Raw genomic sequence first — 20,878 nt, 5'->3', positions numbered from 1 at the left:
GCGGCAGTGCGGCACCACCCCCTCGCGGCCGGCGGCCTCACGTCTCCGCCGCACCCCACCCGATCCGCGCGGCGCCGGGCCGGTACGGGTCCAGTGCCGGTTCGGGGCGCCCCGTGACGAGTTCGGCCGCGATCAGCTCCGCCAGCCCCGCAGCCAGGGTGACGCCACTGTGGGTGACGACCACGTACAGCCCGCCCGCCCTCTCCCGGGTGCTGGGCAGCGGACCGACGACGGGGTGTCCGTCCAGCGGCAGCGGCCGCACGCACACCCGCCGTTCGAGGACCCGGGCCGCGGAGAGGCCGGGCACGAGTGCGCGGGCACGGTCGAGGAGCGTGTCCGCCCAGCGGTCGAGCTCACCGGGTGGGGTGTGCAGGTCGACATCGACGTCACCGGCTTCGAGGTGTGCGGTGGCACTCCCCTCCTCTGTGGCCTCGCCGTGTGGGCGCAGGTGGACGTGCGGGGTGTGCACCACCCGTTGCAGCGGTGTGGCCACCGGGCCCACCCGGGCAACGAGTCCTGGTGCCGGCGAGTCCGGCGCCGAGGGGTCCACGATCGGCACCGGTTGACCGGCGAGTCCTGTCACCTCCGGGGTCCAGCGGCCGGTGCAGCTCACCACCACGTCGGCGCGGACGGTCGGGCCGTCCGCGGTGTGCACGAGCCAGCAGCCGGTGGCGCGGGACCCTCGGGACAGGCCGGGGCCGGTGCGCTCCAGGGCCGTGACCTGACCGGCGTCCCCGGTGCGGACGTCTGCGCCGGCCTGACGCAGCCGGGCGGTGAGGGCCGCGACGAAGCGTTCGGTCCGCACGTACCCCTCCCCGGGGAACCAGGCGACCTCCCGTACCTCCTTGGGCAGCCGCAGCGACGGTTCGAGTGCGGCAGCCCGTGCGGGGGGCACGAGGTGGGCGGGGTAACCCCGGCTCCGCAGCCGCCGGACCCGTTCGGTGAGCCGGCCGCCCGCGGGGTCGTCCGGGTCGTCGGGTGCCGGATCGGCCCAGCGCATGTTGCCCACCGGGCGGTACCACTCGGCACCGCCCGCCTCCTCGGCCAGCCGTGCCCAGGCGCGCAGGGAAGCGGTGCGCAACTCGTGGTAGCCGCGGTCGGTCACCCCGTTGGAGTTCAGCCAGGCCAGGCTCCAGCGGGAGGTGCCCCGCCCCGGCTCCGCACGGTCGAGCAGCGTCACGGCGGGGACAGCGGCTGCGTGCGCCTCGCCGGAGCGAGGCGTGCCGGCGTACGCGGTGCCCCGTGCCAGCCGGTGGGCGAGTGCGGTGCCGAGCACTCCGGCGCCGATGACGACGATGCGGGTGCGGTGGCTCATGCGATCCCCTCCTGAGCTTTGCGGGCCGGTGGCCCGGGCGCGGGTCGGCCGGGGTCCGCAGGCGCGGTCCAGGCCGGACGGCGGTGCGGAAGGTCAGCCGGACGCCGGCCGGGGCCCGGGTGCGGGCCCTGTCGAATCCCGGGTGACCAGCCGGCCCTTCAGCACGATGCGTTCTCCGGTTGCCGTCTCCGGCTCGGGGCGCCCGCTGTCCGAGGCGCCCGCACCCTCGGCGCCGGGGCCGGGCAGTTCGGCCGCATCGGCGCCCGCGCGCGCCCGGCCGCGGTCGGTCAGCCGGGCGATCAGCTGACGTCCGGCGGCCGTGCCCAGTTCGCGCCGCGGCTGGCGCACGACGGTCAGGCGGGGACGCACCAGCGTCGTCCAGTCCTGGTCGTCGAAGCCGACGAGGGAGATCTCTTCCGGGCAGGATCTTCCGCTGTCCTGAAGGGCGGCCACCGCTCCGGAGGAGAGGACGTTGTCGGTGCAGAACACCGCCGTCACGTCCGGATTCCGGCGCAGCAGCCGGCGTACGGTCCGCTCGGCGGCGTGCCGGTCGTAGGGCGAGTGGACGACGAGGGCGGGGTCGGGGTCGAGACCGGCGCGGCGCAGCGCGGCAAGGTAGCCCACCAGGCGGGCGGCGCTGGGGGGTTCGTCCTCGCCCTCACCCGCCGGTGCGTCCACCAGCCGCTCCAGTTCCCGGGCGGCCTCGCTGACCACGGCGATGCGGCGGTGCCCGAGCCGGGTCAGGTGACCGACGGCGCTGCGGGCGCAGGCGGTGTTGTTGATGGTCACCTGGTCGGCCTGGGGGAGGGCCGCCAGGGGGCGGTCGAGGAGCACGATGGGCAGTCCTGCCTCGGCCATGGCGCGCAGGCGTTCGGCGGAGCCGGGGCCCTGCGGGGCGATGACGAGCCCGTCGACGCGCTTCTCCCACATGACCTGGAGCGCGCGCTGCTCGGCCTCCGGATCGGAGTCGGTGTTGGCGAGCAGGATCTCGTAGCCGGCGGCTCGTACGGCGTCGGTCACGGCGCGCACGGCGCTGGCGAAGAAGGAGTTGCCGATGTCGGTGACGATCACGCCGACCGTCTCCGTGGAGCCGTGGATGAGGCTGCGCGCCAGCCCGTTGGGGCGGTAGCCCAGGCGCTGCGCGGCCTCCTCCACCTTGGTGCGTGAGGCGGGGCTGGTCTGGCCGTAGCCGCCGAGGACCCGGCCCGCGGTCGCGGTGGAGACACCGGCGGCCCGGGCGACCTCGACGATGCTGGGCGATCCGTCCCGCCGCTGGCTGTTGTGCACGCGTGCTTCTCCTGTCCCCGGCCGCCTGCGTGGCCGCGGCCGCCGTTACGGGATCCCCGCCGATCGGTCGTCCGAGACCTCTTGACGTCAGTCTAACGGCGCTGAGAAGGTTCTCATCAACTCGCTGAGAACCTTCTCAGCGATTGTTCGCCGCGCCGCAAGGAGAGATCGACTTCCATGCCCTCGCCCGTCGTCACCGTCGACCCCGTACCGCTCGCAGCAGATCTGACTGCGACCCTCGAACACACCGTCGCGCAGGCCGGCGCCGCCCGGGAGCTCGCGGGCCGCGTCGTCGAAGGCGGGCTGCGCACCGTCTACTTCATCGGCTGCGGTGGCTCGTACTACTCGACCTTCCCTGCCCAGGACCTCATGGAGCGGTACTCCCACGCGCCGGCCGCGCACCGGATGACGGCAGCCGAGATGATCCACCGCGATCTGGCCGGTCTCGACGAGAGCGCGCTCGTGGTCGCCTCCTCGCACTCCGGGGCCACCCCCGAGACCCTGCAGGCCGTCCGGCTGGCCAAGAAGGCCGGGGCCACGGTCGCCGGAATCGCCCGGTCGGCGCCGGGGGAGGGCTCGCCGCTCGCCGAGGAGGCCGACGTCCTCTTCGACTACCCCAGCGACGTCACCGTCACCGAGCCGAAGGCCATCCACTTCACCCAGCTCGCGCTCGCCGTGCTGGAGGCGTCCGGCGCGCTGCCCGGCGCCGAGGACGCCTGGCGGGCGATCGCCGCCGTTCCGCAGGCGCTGACCGCGGCCAAGCAGGAGGTCGCGCCCCTCGGAGCGCGCATCGCCGCCCAGTGGCGGGACGCGCGGCTGGTGTACGTGCTGGGGGCCGGGCCCAACTTCGGTGCGGCCAACGCGCTGGCCTCCTGCTACCTCCAGGAGATGAACTGGCTGCATGCCTCCGCGGTGAACGCGGGGGACTTCTTCCACGGCCCCTTCGAGATCGTCGGCCAGCACCCGGTGCTCGTACTCAACGGCGAGGACGAGACCCGGGCGATGGGGGAGCGGGCGGTGACCTTCGCCGAGCAGTATTACGACACCTGGGCCGTGCTCGACTCCAAGGACTTCACGCTCCCGGGGGTGCCCGAGGGGCAGCGCGGCCTGATCAGCCCGCTCGCCGTGGCGAGCGCGTCCCGCCGGCTGCTGGACTTCTGCGCCGCCGAGCGGGGCCACAACACCGCGCAGCGCCGTTACATGTACCGGGTGGCGTACTGATGGCGGCACCGTCGCCCTCCGGCCCGCCCGGAGCCCCGCCACGGGTGCTGGGCATCGGGGACAACGTCGTCGACCGCTACCCCGACCTCGGCCTGATGTTCCCCGGCGGCAACGCCGTGAACGTCGCCGTGCACGCCCGCCGCGCGGGGGCCGAGGCCGCCTACTGGGGGGTGACCGGCGACGACCGGGCCGGTGAGGTGGTGCGCCTGGCGCTGGCAGCCGAGGGCGTGGGCACCGCCCGGGTGCGCACGGTCCGCGGCCCCAACGCCTGGGCCGAGGTCGGGCTGGTCGGCGGGGACCGGGTCTTCAAGGGCTCCGACGACGGGGTCTCGGTCTTCGCTCTCGACGAGGCGGAGCTGGACACGCTGACCGGCTGGGACGTCGTGCACACCGCCTACAGCGGCTCCCTGGCGGGCCAGGTACCGGACATCGCCGCCCGCACCCGTGTCTCCTTCGACTTCTCGCACCACTGGCGCGAGCCCTGGGCGGCGGGTCTGCACCGGCATCTTTTCCTCGCGGCGTTCTCCGCGTCACAGCTCGATGCGGACACAGCGGGCAGACTGCTGCGCGAAACGGTCCGAGAGGGTGCCCGGTGGGCGCTCGCGACCCGGGGCAGCGCCGGAGCGGTGCTGACCGACGGCGACTCCTGGTGGCAGCAGCCGGCCGCCACCACCGGGGCCGCCGACACGCTGGGTGCCGGAGACGCCTTCACCGGGACGCTGCTGGCCGCGCTGACGGCCGGTGACGACCCCCGGCAGGCACTGGCCAGGGCCGCCGAGGCGGCGGCAGCGGCCTGCACCGCGCACGGCGCGTTCGGGTACGGGGCTCCGCTGCCCGCCGAGGGCCCGGACGCGACGGCGACCGGTACCGGCGGGGTCACCACCGCGCGCGGACCGGCGGAGGGAGCCGGGCCGCTGCCGGCAGCGGCGCAAGAAGGGCCGCGGTCGCCGCGGCCGCACGGCGAGAACAGGTAGGAACGGCATGACTTTGCGCATCGGTGTCGACACCGGCGGCACCTTCACCGACGTCGTCGCCTTCGACGAGGAGACCGGCGCCCTGCACGTACGGAAGGTCTCCAGCACCCGCGAGGACCCGGGACTGGCCATCGTGGAGGGCCTGGAGCGGATCCTGGAGCAGGCCGGGGGCGGCTCGCCCGCCGACGTCGGCTACTTCGCCCACGGCACCACCGTGGGCACCAACGCCCTGCTCACCCACCGGGGCGCCCGTACCGGCGTCATCACCACCCGCGGCTTCCGCGACCTGCTGGAGCTGGGCCGGGGGCGGCGGCCCCGGCTCTACGACCTCCAGGCCGACAAGCCCGTCCCCTTCGCGCCCCGCGACCTGCGGCTGGAGGTCACCGAGCGGGTCAGGCACGACGGCAGCGTCGAGACACCGCTCGACGAGGAGGAGGCCCGGGCTGCGGCGCGTACCCTGCGCGAGGCGGGAGTGGAGGCCGTCGCCGTCTGCCTGCTCTACAGCTTCCTGCGGCCCGAGCACGAACAGCGGATCGGGGAGATCCTCGCCGAGGAACTGCCCGGTGCCCACATCTCGCTCTCCAGCCGGGTACTGCCCGAGTTCCGGGAGTACGAGCGGCTCTCCACAGTGGTCACCAACGCCTATGTGGGCCCGGTCGTCGCCGAGTACCTCGCCAAGCTGCGGCAGCGGCTGGCCGAACGCGGGCTCACGGCGGTGCCGCACGTGACGCAGTCCAACGGCGGCATCATCCCGTTCGAGGCGGCGGAGGAACTGCCGGTCCGCATGGTGCTGTCCGGCCCCAGCACCGGTGTGGTCGGCGCGGCCGGACTCTGCCAGGCCGCGGGCCACCCGGACATCATCACCTTCGACATGGGCGGCACCTCCTCGGACGTCTCCCTCGTCCAGGGCGGCGTGCCCAAGGTGACCACGGGCATGGAACTGGACGGGCGGCCCGTCCGCACGCCCATGCTGGACATCCACACCGTCGGCGCGGGCGGCGGCTCGCTGGCCCGGGTGGACGTCGGCGGGCACCTGAAGGTCGGACCGGCCAGCGCGGGCGCCGACCCGGGGCCCGCCTGCTACGGCAAGGGCAGCGAGGCCACGGTCACCGACGCCGACGTGGTCCTGCACACCCTCAACCCGGCGTACCTGCTCGACGGCCGGATGCCGGTCGACGAGCAGGCGTCCCGCGCCGCGGTGGCCCGGATCGCCGAGCGCGTCGGGCTCGGCGTGGAGGAGACCGCGCACGGCATCCTGCGGGTCGTCACCGCGAACATGGCACGGGCCATCCGCGTCATCTCCGTGCAGCGCGGCTACGACCCGCGCGACTACACGCTGGTCCCCTTCGGCGGCGCCGGCCCGCTGCACGCCTCGCTGCTGGCGAGGGAGTTGGGCATGCGCACCGTCCTGGTACCGCCCACCCCCGGCGCCCAGTCGGCCCTCGGGCTGCTGATGACGGACGTGCGGGCGGACTTCTCCCGCACCCGCATCCAGCGCCTCGGAGGCGAGCAGGCAGCGACAGCCGCCCGGCTCGGCGCTCTCTACGCGGAACTGGAGGAGGAAGCGCGCGCCTGGTTCGACGCCGAGCGGATCCCGGAGACCGACCGTGGCCTGGAACGCACCGCGGAACTGCGCTACGCGGGTCAGAACTACGAGATCCCGGTGCCGGTACCCGCCGGCCCGCTGGACGCCGCAGCGCTGGGCACCCTTTTGGAAGCGTTCGCCGACGAGCACCGCAGGCTCTACGGATACGACGCGCCCGGAGAGCCGGTCGAGGCCGTCACCGTCCGGCTCCAGGCGGTCGGTGCGGTGCCGCAGGCGCGGCTGCCGAAGCAGGAGCCGGCCGGTGAGGACGCCTCCGCCTCGCTCGCCGGCACCCGCGAGATGCACCTCGCCGGAAAGGGCTTCGCGCCCGTACCGGTGCACCGGCGCGACGCCCTGCGCCCGGGGCACCGGGTGGCCGGTCCCGCGGTGATCGAGCAGATGGACACCACGACGGTTCTGCTGCCGGGCGACGTGCTCACCGTCGACGCCCACTCCAACCTCGTCATCACGGTGGGGGAGTGACCAGCCCGCCCACCGCCGCCCGCCCGCCCGCCGTCACCGCCCACCGGCCGTCACACCCCTACCCGTCGCACGAGGAAAGCCGATGAACGACACCGTCACCCCACCCCCGCCGGCAGCGCCCGACCCCGTCCTGGTCGAGGTCATGGGCGCGGCCCTGTCCTCCCTCGTGGAGGAGATGGGCGAGACACTGGTCCGCGCCGCCTACTCCAGCAACATCAAGGAACGCCGGGACTGCACCGCCGGCCTCTTCGACGCCGAGGGGCACATGCTGGCCCAGGCCGAACAGGCCTCACCCATCCACCTCGGCTCGCTCATCGGCGTCGTCGCGGCGGTTCTGGAACGGTTCCCGATCGAGGACATCCGGCCCGGTGACACCTTCCTGAGCAACGACCCGTACTCCGGCGGCGGCTCGCACCTGCCGGACATGGTGCTGGTCACCCCCGTCTTCGCGGAGGGCCGGCTCACCGCCTGGGCCGCGAACCTCGCCCACCACGCCGACTTCGGCGACCGAGGCCACGCCCACATCTTCCAGGAGGGCATCCGCATCCCCCCGGTGCGGTTCGCCCGCGAGGGCACGATCGTCGACGACATCTTCCAACTGGTGCTGACCAACTGTCAGGTGCCGACCGAGCGCCGCGCCGACTTCCGCGCCCAGCTCGCCGCCAACCGGCTCGCGGTCACCCGCTACGGCGAACTCGTCGAGCGGTACGGCCGGCCGACCATGGTCACCACGTCGGCTGCCCTGCTCGACTACACCGAGCGCCGCACCCGGGCCGCCATCGCTGAGGTGCCCGACGGCACGTACGAGTTCACCGACAGCTTCGACTGCCCCGAGCTGGAGGAGACCGAACTGGAACTGCGGGTGCGGATCACCGTGGCGGGAGAGGAGCTCCACTTCGACTTCGCCGGCAACCCCGGGCAGGTGCGCGCCTCCGTCAACATGGTGCGCACGGCCCTGTACGCCACCGTGTACTACGCCGTGAAGACCCTCGTGGACCCCGACATCCCCTCCAACGCGGGGCTGCACCGCCCGATCGCGATCGAGGCGCCGCTCGGCACCCTCGTCAACTGCCAGGAGCCCGCCGCTGTCAACGGCAGGACCGAGACCTGTCAGCGGGTGGTCGACCTGGTGCACGGCGCTCTCGCGCCCGCCGTCCCCGAACGGGTCACCGCCGCCGCCAACGGCGCCAACACGGGAGTGCACTTCTCCGGCTACGACCAAGCAAGGGACCGCTACTTCGTCTACCTGGAGACCATCGGCGGCGGATCGGGCGCCCGCGCGGACAAGGACGGCCTCGACGGTGTGCAGGTGCACGTCACCAACACCTCCAACCTGCCGGTCGAGGCGCTGGAGACCGAGTACCCGCTGGTCGTCGAGGCGTACGAGCTGGTGCCGGACTCCGGCGGCGCGGGCCGCACCCGCGGCGGCATGGGCATCCGCCGCACCGTCCGGGTCGAGGACCGCTCACCGGGCACCGGCGCGGACGGCTCGCCACGCACCGGGGAAGGCCAGGACGGTGGAGACGGGGACGCGGCCGTGCAGTTCTGGCTCGACACCAGTCGGCTCCACTCCCGGCCCTGGGGCCTGTTCGGCGGGCTTCCCGGAAGCAGCGCCCGCGTCGAACTGAGCCCAGGTGCCCAGCCGGTGGACCGCGGCCACACCGTGCTGCGCCCCGGCGACCGGGTCAGCGTCGTCACGGCAGGCGCCGGCGGTTACGGCGACCCGGCCGAGCGGGCACCCGAGCAGGTCGAGAGGGACGTCCGGGAAGGGGTCGCCACTCCCGGGGAGGCCCGCCGCGCCTACGGCCGGGGCACCACCGGCTGACGGCCACCGCACCCCACCGGGCCGTCGCCGCGTCCCCGCACACCGCGACACGGCCGCCCCCCGCGACTACCGGGATCCGGCTGCTTCACCCGCACACGTACGCCAAGCACGGAATGAGACGAAGAGGAGGTGTGCGATGACGGACACCCCCGCACGACCGGCTCCGCCGCCCGCCCACCGCGACACGGCCGACAGCGCGACCGCAGACATCCGGGGCGGCCCGCACGAGGGCCCGGACCCCGGCGTCGGGGCACCGCCCTGGCGCCGGGTGCTGTGGGCGGCCATGCTCGGCAACGCCGTCGAGTGGTACGACAACGCCCTCTACGGCATCCTCGCCGTGATCATGTCGCGCACCTTCTTCCCCCAGAGCGACCCGACCGTGGCGCTGCTCTCCACCTACCTGGGGCTGATCCTCTCCTACGCGATCCGGCCCATCGGCGGCACGCTCATGGGACGGCTGGCCGACGTCAAGGGCCACAAGTTCGTGCTGACGGTCACCATCTCGCTGATGTCCGTCGGAACCCTGGCGATCGGTGTGCTGCCCTCCTACTCGGCGCTCGGTGTCGCCGCGCCCGTGCTGCTGGCGCTCTGCCGGCTGATACAGGGCCTGGGCGCCAGCGCCGAGTACACGGTGGCCACCAACTTCCTGCTGGAACACGGGCCGCGGCACCGGCGCAACTACCTCTCGGGCTGGAGCGTCGGCTCCACCTCGCTCGGCCCCCTGATCGCCTCCGTACTGGCCTACGTCCTGATCGTCACGCTACCCAGCGAGAGCTTCAACTCCTGGGGCTGGCGGGCCCTGTTCCTGCTGGCCGCGCCGCTCTCCCTGGTGACCCTCCACATCCGCCGGCACACCACCGAGGCGCCCGAGTACCGGCGCGCTCTCGAAGAGGCACGGAAGAACGGCGTCGAGCAGGCACCGTTCACCGAGGCGGTCCGCCACCACTGGCGGGACATGCTGCGGGCCATCGGCCTCGGCGCCGGTCAGCGCGTCGGCTCCTTCGTGATCCAGAGCTATTTCGTCACCGCCCTGGTGCAGAACGGCTTCGGCGAGGACCGGGCGCTGCTGGCCGCGATCCTGACCTATGTGGTGGGTGCCCCGGCCGCCATCTGGGGCGGCAGATGCGCCGACCGGTACGGCGGGCGGCGGCTGCTGGTGTGGGGCTACGGCGTGTTCGTGCTCTTCACCGTGCCGACGTTCCTGGCCATCGAGTCCGGCTCCTTCGCCCTGGCCTTCGTCGCCGTGGTCGTCTTCACCGTCATCAACAACGTCGTCGGCGCGCCACTGACCACGGCCTACGTGATGAGTTTCCCGCCGCACATCCGCGGCACGGCCGCCGCACTCAACTACAACGTCGGCACCACGCTGCTGGGCGGCACCGCACCACTGCTGGCCACCTGGCTGGTCGGCAGCACGGGCACCGAGGTGTCGTTCGGCTGGTACATGGCCTTGATCTGCCTGGCCTCCGCCCTTGTCGCCGCGTTCGCGCTGCCGAAGTCCGTCGACGAGGCCCGTGAGGCCCACGCAGCCGCGAGGACACCGGCCACCCCGGACCAGCACGCGCCCACCGGAACGGAGAAGAAGTGAACACCCACAGCGCCGCCCACGGCACAGGACGGGACCCGGTGCCGCCCGCCCGCTACGGGCCCAAGCCCCCGGTACGCGGCAGCGGCGGCATGGCCGTCACCTCGCATCCGCTGGCGACCCGCGCCGCCCGTGAGGTCCTGCGGGACGGCGGCAACGCCACCGACGCCGCGCTCGCCGCCGCCGCCACCCAACTGATCGTCGAACCGCACATGACCTCGCTCACCGGCGGCCTCAGCCTGCTGCACCGCAGCGCCGCAACCGGCGCCACGCGGTATGTGAACGGCAACGTGGCCGCGCCCCTCGCACCGCTGCCGGACTTCTCCGGCGCCGATCTCACCCGTGGCCGAGGCGTACCCGTCCCCGGCTGGTGGCCCGCCTTCGAAGAGGCCCGGCGCCGCTTCGGCACGCTCGACAGGGCCCGGCTGCTGGCACCGGCGCTCGCCGCGGCCACCGACGGGTTCGAGGTCAACCCGTTCCTGTACGGGGTCGCCTACGGGGAACAGGCCCACCTGGGCGCCTCCGAGCAGATGCGCGAGGTCTTCTTCGAGGAGGGGCACCTGGCCGTGCCCGGCCAGACGATCCGGCAGCCGCGTGCCGCCAGGACGCTGGAGCGACTGCGCGACGAGGGCATGGACTACTACCTCGGCGACTTCGCGCGGGCGGTCGCAGCGACCGCCCGCGCGGACGGGGGAGTCCTCCACGAGAGGGACTTCGCCGCCTACCGCGTCCACGTCCAGGAGCCGGTACACGGCACCTACCGGGGCGCGGAGATCGTCGCCTCGCCCCCACCGGACGACGGCGGTGTCCAGCTCATCTGCGCGCTGAACATGCTGGAGACGGTCGAGCTGCCGCGCATGGGCCCGCCCACCGCCGACCCGGAGACGCTGCGTCTCCTCATCCAGGCGCACAACGCGGCGTACTACGCCCCGCCGCTCCAGTACGGCCTGGAGGAGGACCGCACACGCCTGGAAGTGCTGCTGTCCAAGGAGTACGCCCGCACCCGGATCGCGCTGCTGGCGACGCCACCGCCGTCGAACGCCACCCCGACGCCCGGCACCATCCACATCAGCGTCGTCGACGCGGCCGGAGACACCGTCTCGCTCACGCACTCCCACATGTGCTCGGGCTTCGTCAACGGCCTGTTCAGCGAGGGCTTCCAGCTCTCGGGCGGAGGCTCCTTCTTCCAGCGGGTGATGCCGCAGCCCGGGGAGCACGCGAGCGTCTACCTCGCGCCCAACCTCGTCCTGCGCGACGGCAGGCCCGTGCTGGTCTCCGGTTCGCCCTCGGTCTCATTGGTGGCCAACGTCCTGCAGAACCTGGTCAACATCCTCGACTTCGGCATGACGATCGAACAGTCCGTGCATGCCCCCCGCTTCGGCGCCCGGCCCCACAGCCCGGAACGCGGCTGGCAACCCGGCAACCTGCTGGAGGCGGGGTTCGACAAGGACGTCCTGGAGCAGACACGCGCCTGGGCCCACAGGGAACGCCTGTGGACGCGGGTCGTCAACCCGTGGAACGCGCTGACCGGCAACTTCGAAGGCATCTGCCTCGACCGTGCCACCGGCGAGGCCCACGCCTGCGCCGACCCGCGAAGGGTGGGCTCGGCGGAGGCCGCCTGACGGGGCTGCGCGGACACGGCTGAGGCCCGCAGCCTCAGCCGTCGGCGGACCGCGGGGTGCGGCCCGACCGGCAGGAGTGCGCAGGTGGTGCCCGGTGTGCAGCGGTCCGGCCGGTCCGTGACAGCCTGTGCTCGTCCGGACGGTGTGTTTGACTGGCACAGTCGGTGCCACCTTGGTGCGGACGCTGTGTGCGCAATTGCTTACCGTGTGACGCCAGACTGCGCGTATGCGCGTTTGTCTCCCGGCCCTGCCTCCGGGCAGCGGCAGAGACAGCATGTGAGGCGCGGGTTTCTCAGCAGATTCACAGGAAGCCGAAAGGCAGCTCTCAGGGTTCGCACACACACTGGTCGTATGGCCACCTCCATGCCCCAGGGGCGCACCGAACTGCTGAGGCCGGACGGCAGCGCCGTCCGGGTACTCGTCGTGGACGACGAGCAGTCGATCACCGAGTTGCTCTCGCTCGCCCTGCGCTACGAGGGATGGGAGATCCGCTCCGCCGCGAACGGGGAGGAGGCCATGCGTGCAGCCTTCGAGTTCCGTCCCGACGCCGTGGTGCTGGACATCATGCTGCCGGACATGGACGGTTTGGCGATTCTGCGGCGGCTGCGTCACGAGATGGCGGACGTTCCGGTGCTCTTCCTGACGGCGAAGGATGCCGTGGAGGACCGGATCACCGGGCTCACGGCGGGGGGCGACGACTACGTCACCAAGCCCTTCAGCCTGGAGGAGGTGGTGGCCCGGCTACGGGGGCTGATCCGGCGGGCGGGGGCGGGCGACCGCAGCAACGCGTCCGTACTCCGGGTGGGCGAACTGACGCTGGACGAGGAGAGCCACGACGTCTACCGCGGCAGCCAGTACATCCACCTGACAGCTACGGAGTTCGAGCTGCTGCGCTTCTTGATGCGCAACCAGCGCCGGGTGCTCAGCAAGGCGCAGATCCTCGACCGGGTGTGGTCCTACGACTTCGGCGGCCAGGCCAACGTCGTCGAGCTGTACATCTCCTACCTGCGCCGCAAGATCGACGCCGGCCGCGATCCGATGATTCACACACGGCGCGGCGCCGGCTATCTCATCAAACCCGCGGACGAGGTGCCGTGAGAGGCGCAGGAGGCATCAGCGCACCTGGCACCCGGCCCGGCCGTCGTGCCCGCCCGCACTCCCTGCGTGTCAGGCTCGTGGTCTCCTGCGTGGCCCTGATCGCGGTCGTCGCCGCCGTCATCGGGGCCGTCACGACCATCGCCCTGCGCTCGTACCTGTACCGGCAGCTCGACGACGAGGTGAGCCAGATCGCCATACGTGCCGCCGGCCCCAAGTCGCTGCCGCAGGGTATGGACCCCCACAGGCGGGATCCTCCCCCGCCCGGTGGGGACACCTACGATTTCGTCACCAAGGGTGCCACCTCCGGCACGATAGGTGCCCGGGTCGGGAGGGGCGACGACGGGAACGTGCGGGTGACCGACGGGGAGATCAACACCGACCGCTCCAGCTCCGGCGGCGGGGTGCGTACACAGGCCAGCGACCTCACCCGCGCCCAGCTCGATGCCCTGGCCGGCGTGGCGCGGGACGGCAAGGCCCACGGTGTCGAGCTTCCGGGCCGGGGCGACTACCGCGTGCGGTACGCACACGGAGTGCGCGGCGCCTTCTACGTGGGCCGGCCCACCTCGGAGGTCGACGGGACGATCAGCACCCTGCTCGTGATCGAACTGTCCGTCGCGGGTGCCGGGCTGACAGCCGCGGGGATCGCCTCCGCCGCGATCGTGGGGGTCGCCCTGCGACCGATGCGGCGGGTGGCTGCCACCGCCACCCGCGTATCCCAGCTGCCGCTGCACAGCGGGGAAGTCGCGCTGCACGAGCGCGTTCCCGACACCGAGGCGGACCCGCGCACGGAGGTCGGCCAGGTCGGCGCCGCCTTGAACCGGATGCTCGACCACGTCCACTCCGCGCTCGACGCGCGTCAGCGCAGCGAGACCCGGGTGCGGCAGTTCGTGGCCGACGCCAGCCACGAACTGCGCACCCCGCTCGCCTCCATCCGCGGCTACGCCGAGCTGACCCGGCGCGGCCGGGTGCCGGCCGGCCCCGAGATGCGGCACGCACTGGGCCGGATCGAGGCCGAGACCGGGCGGATGACAGGGCTTGTCGAAGACATGCTGCTCCTTGCCCGCCTCGATACCGGGCGTCCGCTGTCCTTCGCGGACACGGACGTGTGTCCCCTGGTCGTCGACGCGGTCGCGGACGCGCACGCCGCCGGACCCGACCACGTGTGGCGGCTCGACCTGCCCGAGGAAGGCGGAGCGGCCACCTGCGTACGGGCCGACCCCCAGCGCCTGCACCAGGTCCTGGTCAACCTGCTGGCCAACGCCCGCCGCCACACCCCGCCCGGCACCACGGTCACGGCCCGCGTGCGCCGGACCGGGCCCCGGCTGCTGCTGGAGGTCCACGACGACGGCCCCGGCATTCCGCCCGCCCTGCTGCCGCACGTCTTCGAACGCTTCGCGCGGGGCGACACCTCCCGCTCCCGGGCCTCCGGGTCCACCGGCCTCGGCCTGGCCATCGTCCGGGCCGTCACCACCGCGCACGGAGGAGAGGTGCGCGTGGAGAGCGTGCCGGGACGGACCGTCTTCACCGTCGATCTGCCGGCCGCACCGGGTACGGCTCCGGCTGACGGGCCCCACGGCGCCCTTCCCAGCGGGCTCGAAGGGGGACCGGCCTCCCGGACGGAAACTCACAGGCGTCCCACAGGCTGAGCACAAAGTCCTGACAGGGCCGTTGGCGAGGCTCGACAACATGCGAACCGAGCCTCGATCCCAGAGTCTCCCGCCAGGGCCGCTGCCCACGCGGGACCATCTGCCCGCGGACACGCACGGCCCTTCCCCGGGTGCTCCGGTCCTGGATGTCGTCGTCCCCGTCTACAACGAGGAGAACGACCTCGGGCCCTGCGTACGCCGCCTGCACGCCCACCTCACACGGAACTTTCCCTACCCCTTTCGCGTGACCATCGCGGACAACGCCTCCACCGACGCCACACCCGCCGTCGGCGCCGCACTCTGCGAGCAGCTGCCGTCCGCGGCGTACACGCGGCTGGCCCAAAAGGGCCGCGGACGCGCGCTGCGCGCGGTGTGGGCGGCCTCCGACGCCCCCGTCCTCGCCTACATGGACGTCGACCTGTCCACCGACCTCAACGCGCTGCTGCCGCTGGTCGCCCCGCTCATCTCGGGCCACTCCGACCTGGCGATCGGCACCCGGCTCAGCCCGGCGTCACGCGTGGTGCGCGGGCCCCGGCGCGAGTTCATCTCGCGCGCCTACAACCTCATCCTCCGTGGCTCCCTGCACGCCCGCTTCTCGGACGCCCAGTGCGGCTTCAAGGCCGTACGGCGCGACGTGGCGCAGGCACTGCTGCCGCTGGTGGAGGACACCGGCTGGTTCTTCGACACCGAGCTGCTGGTCCTCGCCGAGCGGGCGGGGCTGCGCATCCACGAGGTGCCGGTGGACTGGGTGGATGACCCGCACTCCTCGGTGAACGTGGTCAAGACGGCCACCGACGACCTCAAAGGCGTATGGCGGGTGGGCCGGGCACTCGCCTCCGGGGCCCTGCCGCTGGACCGGCTCGCCCGCCCCTTCGGCGACGACCCGCGCGACCGGCAGGTGAAGGGCGTCCCCGGCGGACTGGCGCGGCAACTGGTCGGGTTCTGCGCTGTAGGGGCCCTCTCCACCCTCTTCTACCTGCTGCTGTACTCCCTCTTCCGCACGGGGGTCGCCGCGCAGGCCGCCAACGCCCTCGCGCTCCTCGTCTCCGCCGTCGCCAACACCGCGGCCAACCGGCGCCTGACCTTCGGCGTCCGGGGCCGGACACGGGCGGTCCGCCACCAGGCGCAGGGGCTTGTCGTCTTCGCCATCGGCCTCGCCCTGACCAGCGGATCGCTGGCCGCTCTCGACACCGCGGACCCGCACCACTCGCACGGCGCGGAACTCGCCGTACTGATCGCCGCCAACCTCGCAGCGACCGTACTGCGGTTCCTGCTCCTGCGGGTGTGGGTCTTTTCCGAGCAGCGTTCGGCCGCCGCGACCGCACGGCCCGGCGCAGCCGGAGCACCACAGGCACAGGGGCCGGAGACGCCGGGAACCCCCGATACGCCGGAGCGCCTCGCGGACCCGTTCCGGCACGAGACCACCGTCCGAGACCCCCAGGAGACCCTTCGATGACCACCCACCCCACCGCAGCCGGCCCCACAGCCGCTACGGCGCCGACGCCGCGATCCCGTGGCCGCCGGTCGAGCGCGCCCTGGCACGTGCGCCTCTGGCGCGGACGCGCCGAGGACCCCGCGTGGGTGCGGCCGGTCCTCCTCGCCCTGCTGCTGGTGATCGCGCTCGCCTACCTGTGGAACCTCAGTGCCTCCGGCTACGCCAACTCCTTCTACTCGGCTGCGGCGCAGGCGGGCAGCCAGAGCTGGAAGGCGTTCTTCTTCGGCTCTCTCGACGCGGGCAACGCCATCACCGTCGACAAGCCGCCGGCCGCACTGTGGCCCATGGCACTTGCGGCACGGCTCTTCGGCCTCAGCTCCTGGACCGTCCTGGCCCCGCAGGTGCTGATGGGGGTGGCCACGGCGGGGGTGCTCTACGCGGCGGTGCGCCGTCGGTTCAGTGCCCTGGCGGGGTTGCTGACCGTCGCGGTGTTCGCGCTCACGCCGGTCGCCGCGCTGATGTTCCGCTTCAACAACCCCGACGCCCTGCTCGCCCTGCTGATGGCCGCCACGGTCTACCTCGTGCTGCGCGCGATCGAGGACGGACGCACCAAGTGGCTCGCGTGGGCGGGCGCGGCGGTCGGTCTGGCCTTCCTGGCCAAGACGCTCCAGGCGTTCCTGATCCTGCCGCCGCTGGCACTCCTGTACGCGGTGTGCGCTCCGGTACGGCCGCTCAAGCGGCTGGGCCAACTGCTGCTCTCCGGCGTGGTCATGGTCGTCGCCGGCGGCTGGTGGGTGGCGGCCGTCGAACTGTGGCCCGCCTCCTTCCGCCCGTACGTGGGCGGCTCGCAGCACAACTCGTTCCTTGAACTGACCTTCGGCTACAACGGCTTCGGCCGGCTGAACGGCAACGAGACGGGCAGTGTCGGCGGCGGACAGGGCGGCGGCCCCGGAGGCGGCGGGGGCGGCGGTATGTTCGGCCAGAGCGGCATCACGCGCATGTTCGGCGACGAGGTCGGCAGCCAGATCGCCTGGCTGCTTCCCACCGCGCTGTTCCTGTGCGCCGTCGGCCTGGTGATCACCCGGCGTGCCGGCCGTACGGACGCGACGCGGGCCGCGTTCCTCGCCTGGGGCGGCGCCCTGCTGATGACAGCCGGCGTCTTCTCCTTCATGGCCGGGATCTTCCACCAGTACTACACCGTCGCCCTGGCCCCCTATATCGCCGCCCTCGTGGGCATGGGTGCGGCCCTGCTGTGGGAGAAGCGGGCCCATGCGGCGGCCCGGGCCGTGCTGGCGGCGACCGTCGTGGGAACAGGAGTGTGGTCCTACTTGCTGCTCGACCGCACCCCTGACTACCTGCCCTGGCTGCGCTGGGCCGTCCTCGTGGGCTCAGTGGTCGCCGCAGCAGCGCTGCCGGCGGTGAACCGCCTGGGGAGGCCACTGGCCTGGCTCGCCGGAGGACTCGCCGTCCTGGTGTGCCTGGCCGGTCCCGCCGCGTACACCTTCACCACGCTGAACACCGGGCACTCCGGCGCCATCGTGACCGCCGGCCCGTCCGGAGCCAGCCGCATGGGCCCGCCCGGCGGCGGCAAGGGAATGCCGGGTAAGGGCGGGCCTGCTGGTGCGCCCGGCGGCACCTCGAACGGCAAGGGCATGCCGGGTGGCGCGCCGAACGGCAGGAGCAACCAACAGGCCGGTACCCCCAACGGCATGCCCGGCGGCACCTCGAACGGCAAGGGCATGCCGGGCGGTGCGCCGAACGGCAAGGGCAACCATCAGGCCGGTGCCCCGAGCGGCAAGGGCATGCCCGGTGGCGGCGGACCCGGTGGCGGCGGTGGCGGCATGGGCGGCCTCCTCGACGGTGCTCAGGTCAGTGACAAGGCCAAGGCCCTGCTGGAGCGGGACGCCGAGGACTACACCTGGGCGGCGGCCTCCACCGGCTCGCAGAACGCGGCCAGCTATCAGCTCGCCACCGGCGACCCGGTGATGGCGATCGGCGGCTTCAACGGAAGCGACCCGTCCCCGACCCTCAAGGAGTTCAAGCAGTACGTGTCCGACGGCAAGATCCACTACTACATCGCCGGAGGCATGGGTGGCGGAGGCAAGAACTCCGGCAGCAAGGGAGCCGATGGCAAGGGGGGAGGGGCCGAGGCTCCCCGCGGTGGGGGCGGATTCGGGTCCAGCGGCACCGCCTCGCAGATCAGCTCCTGGGTGGAGAAGAACTTCACCAAGGTCACCGTCGGAAGCTCCACCTTCTACGACCTGACCAAGCCGAAGAGCTAGTGCTCTGACCGCATAGGTTCGCCGGGTTCGTTCAGGCCGCAGTAACGAGGGGGGCGTCCGCCCCAGCGGATGCCCCCCTCGCTGCGAATGCGGGCGCGTTCCTCGCGCTGGGCAGCAAGCACGTCGGGGTGGCGGGCGTTTGCGTTGCGCCAGCGCAGGTAACGGTGCAGTTCACGGGTCTGAACGGTGTGGTTGGGATGGTTGGAGTTGGCGAGGGTGAACTGCCGTAGCGGTCCGAAGTGCGCCTCGATCGGGTTTGCCCAGGAGGCGTTCGTCGGGGTGAAGCACAGCTCAACCCTGTGCTTCTGCGCCCAGGCGCGGATCTTCGTCCCCTTATGCGCTGAGAGGTTGTCCAGGATCACGTAGATCGGCGCGCCGTCCGGGCGCGCTGACCTGATCGACTTCAGGGCGGCCAAGGTGTTGGCGGTGCCCCTGTGGCGCCGGTTGATGCCCCACAGGGTGTCGTCGCCGACTGAGTAGCACCCGTGGAAGTAGGTGACGCCGTGGGTGCGATGATAGGTCGCCGGAACCCGGTCGGGGCGGCCCTTTCCCGCCCAGCAGGATCCGCCGGGGGGCGGATGCCCAGCGGCCCGAACTCGTCGAAGGCGAAAACCCGATCGGGAAAGTGCTCCAGGACATGCTCGATCCGGTCGAGTTTGGTGTCGTACCCGGGATCGGTGGACTCCTTCCAGGTCTTGGTGCGCTGGAAGGTGACGCCACGACGGGCGAGCAGACAGCGCAGGGCCTCGCGGCCGATGCGGATCACCCGGTCGTGCACCTTGCGCAGGTAGGCGGCGAGCTTACGTAACGACCAGCGGGCGAACGGCTGGCCGAACTTGGCCGGGCGGGTGGTGGCCGTCGCCACGACGAAGTCCTCGTCGTCAGGACTGAGCAGGCGGGGACGGCCTCCCGCCCACCGAGGGTCCAGGCAGGCCAAACCGATCTCGTCGAACCGGTGGATCACGTCGCGGACGGTGTCCTCGTCGGCCTGGACCAGTTGGGCAATCACCGGAACGCGGTTCCCGCCGGCCGAGGCCAGCAGCACCATCGCGCGCCGGTAGCGCACCGAGTTGGTGCTGCCCCGGCGCACGATCTGCTGCAGCTTCCGCCCCTCCTGGTCGGTCAGTCTGCGCACACCGACAGGCTCGGCCACCGCACCTCCAGCGGTCAGATCGGATGTCACCACATATCCAACCGCCACGATCACCCGGTGCCGATCACGGACGTGACCAATTAGGTCAGGAATTCACGGATGGCGGGAGCGGTGGCGCGGGCGAGGTCCACGGCAGTCTGGAGACCGTCGCCGATCGGGATCACGGCCAGTTGTCCGTTGGGGAGGGTGTCGGCGGCCTCTTCGGCAAGAGTGGTGGGGTGGCGTAGGTCGGTGCCCGGGAAGATGAGGGTCGGCACGGTGATCGTCACGAGTTCATCGACGCTCCGGAAGGAACGGTCATGGCCGATAGCGGCTGCGGCCACGATGCTGGCGGGGTCCGATCGGGGGATGGCGTCGCGAACCATGGCACCGACAACGGGGGGAAAACCGGCGAGGATGGGCTCCCAACCCGCCTCGATGCCATCAGCCTCGACGCGGGCGGCGAACGCATCGAGGAAGCGGATCTCGGCCTTCTTGGCTTCGTCGTCCTCAATGTCCTCAACTCCGATGAGCACGGCAGCCCGGACCCGGTCCGGGTATGCGGCCGCCGTCCGAAGCGTGATCGTGGAGCCCAAGCCTGCGCCGGCGAGTACGGCACTGGAGATACCGATGTGGTTCAAGAGCCACATTACGTCCTCGACATACTGGGCCCAGGTATAGCGGGCCGGGCCCTTGCAGACCGACCGGCCGTAGCCTCGCAGGTCGGGCAGTACGACCATGAAGCGATCGGCAAGCCGTTCGGCCAGGGGAAGCATGCTCTTGTGGTCAGGGCCGCCGGCATGCATAAGGACCAGGGCCTGACCCTCTCCTGTGACGGTGGCGTGCAGGGTGCAGTCGTCGGCCGCCTGGTAGCTGATCTCTTCCATGAGCCGAATCTAGAGCGGTCACACCAGCGTTCGATACGCCCTAATCTGCCGACGGATACCGCGATCCCGCCACTCGCGACGTCACCGCGCATCCAACTGCCCGCCCCTACTACCAACCCGGCGAACCTTCGCGGTCACAGCACTAGTAGGACTCCGTTAGGTCTGTCTCGATCTTGGTGTTGTGTATGTTCTGCTGGGCAGGGGCTGTTGGCAGGTGGTGCAGATGCCGGTCCAGCACCTCAGGACGTCTTGGAGGGCGTCGAGGATCTGATAGAGAGTGAGTCCGGTGCGGGCGCTTTTGGGGCCAGACGTTGTTCGGTGAGAAATGCGTGGGCGGCGGTCACGAGGGTGACGTGGTGGTGCCAGCCAGGCCAAGACCGGCCTTCGAAGTGGTCCAGGCCCAGGCCGTGCTTGAGTTCGCGGTAGTCGTGCTCGATGCGCCAGCGGATCTTGGCCAGGCGGACCAGGTCGGTGATCGGGGTGTCGGCCGGCAGGCTGGAC

General features: G+C 72.2%; 14 protein-coding genes and 1 pseudogene. 10 read left to right on the top strand and 5 right to left on the bottom strand.

From position 1 onward, the window contains the following. Positions 1–37: 37 nt before the first annotated feature. Positions 38–1,315, bottom strand: coding sequence for an NAD(P)/FAD-dependent oxidoreductase (locus tag H297_RS38255; RefSeq protein ID WP_051352157.1), 1,278 nt, complete (start codon positions 1,313–1,315; stop codon positions 38–40). Positions 1,316–1,408: 93 nt separating this feature from the next. Next, positions 1,409–2,602: a LacI family DNA-binding transcriptional regulator gene (locus H297_RS38250; RefSeq protein ID WP_037795377.1), complete on the bottom strand. Its 1,194-nt coding sequence runs from the start codon at positions 2,600–2,602 to the stop codon at positions 1,409–1,411. 177 nt (positions 2,603–2,779) lie between these two features. Here H297_RS38250 and H297_RS0125060 point away from each other — a divergent pair, with 177 nt between their 5' ends. The 10 genes from H297_RS0125060 to H297_RS0125015 all read left to right on the top strand — a co-directional run bounded on the left by H297_RS0125060 (position 2,780) and on the right by H297_RS0125015 (position 18,358). After that, entirely contained in the window at positions 2,780–3,823 is a 1,044-nt protein-coding gene (locus H297_RS0125060; RefSeq protein WP_027739306.1) for an SIS domain-containing protein, read from the top strand. Continuing rightward, entirely contained in the window at positions 3,823–4,797 is a 975-nt protein-coding gene (locus H297_RS38245) for a PfkB family carbohydrate kinase (RefSeq protein ID WP_078514577.1), read from the top strand. Before H297_RS0125060 ends, H297_RS38245 begins: the two co-directional genes overlap by 1 nt. 7 nt (positions 4,798–4,804) lie before the next feature. After that, entirely contained in the window at positions 4,805–6,865 is a 2,061-nt protein-coding gene (locus H297_RS0125050) for a hydantoinase/oxoprolinase family protein (protein WP_027739305.1), read from the top strand. A gap of 82 nt (positions 6,866–6,947) precedes the next feature. Continuing rightward, positions 6,948–8,690, top strand: a complete 1,743-nt coding sequence (locus tag H297_RS0125045; protein ID WP_027739304.1) for a hydantoinase B/oxoprolinase family protein — start codon at positions 6,948–6,950, stop codon at positions 8,688–8,690. Between the two features lie 136 nt (positions 8,691–8,826). Next, on the top strand, positions 8,827–10,278 hold the full coding sequence (locus H297_RS0125040) for an MFS transporter (protein ID WP_027739303.1): 1,452 nt from the start codon (positions 8,827–8,829) through the stop codon (positions 10,276–10,278). After that, positions 10,275–11,897: a gamma-glutamyltransferase gene (locus H297_RS0125035; protein WP_027739302.1), complete on the top strand. Its 1,623-nt coding sequence runs from the start codon at positions 10,275–10,277 to the stop codon at positions 11,895–11,897. The genes H297_RS0125040 and H297_RS0125035 overlap by 4 nt, the downstream gene beginning before the upstream one ends. A gap of 351 nt (positions 11,898–12,248) precedes the next feature. Beyond that, positions 12,249–12,995, top strand: coding sequence for a response regulator transcription factor (locus H297_RS0125030; protein ID WP_027739301.1), 747 nt, complete (start codon positions 12,249–12,251; stop codon positions 12,993–12,995). Further along, complete coding sequence (locus H297_RS38240) at positions 12,992–14,641, top strand: sensor histidine kinase (protein WP_486589654.1); 1,650 nt, start codon at positions 12,992–12,994, stop codon at positions 14,639–14,641. Before H297_RS0125030 ends, H297_RS38240 begins: the two co-directional genes overlap by 4 nt. Before the next feature lie 40 nt (positions 14,642–14,681). Further along, complete coding sequence (locus H297_RS38235) at positions 14,682–16,097, top strand: bifunctional glycosyltransferase family 2/GtrA family protein (protein ID WP_078514573.1); 1,416 nt, start codon at positions 14,682–14,684, stop codon at positions 16,095–16,097. Then, a complete protein-coding gene (locus H297_RS0125015; protein ID WP_027739300.1) occupies positions 16,094–18,358 on the top strand; it encodes a glycosyltransferase family 39 protein in 2,265 nt (754 codons plus the stop codon). Before H297_RS38235 ends, H297_RS0125015 begins: the two co-directional genes overlap by 4 nt. Here H297_RS0125015 and H297_RS38230 read toward each other — a convergent pair. The 3 genes and pseudogenes from H297_RS38230 to H297_RS38225 all read right to left on the bottom strand — a co-directional run. After that, positions 18,355–19,511 (bottom strand): annotated as a pseudogene (locus H297_RS38230) (IS630 family transposase). The gene H297_RS0125015 and the pseudogene H297_RS38230 sit on opposite strands and share 4 nt — an antisense overlap. Before the next feature lie 80 nt (positions 19,512–19,591). Next, positions 19,592–20,377 (bottom strand): alpha/beta fold hydrolase, encoded by a 786-nt coding sequence (locus H297_RS0125005; protein WP_027739299.1) that lies wholly within the window; start codon positions 20,375–20,377, stop codon positions 19,592–19,594. 239 nt (positions 20,378–20,616) lie between these two features. Then, a partial coding sequence (locus H297_RS38225) for a transposase (protein WP_037795374.1) occupies positions 20,617–20,878 on the bottom strand: 262 nt, incomplete at its 5' end.

The sequence above is a fragment of the Streptomyces sp. CNT360 genome, from assembly GCF_000424785.1.
The sequence above is the reverse complement of the archived record's forward strand: the minus strand, read 5'-3'. Positions and strand labels throughout refer to the sequence as shown.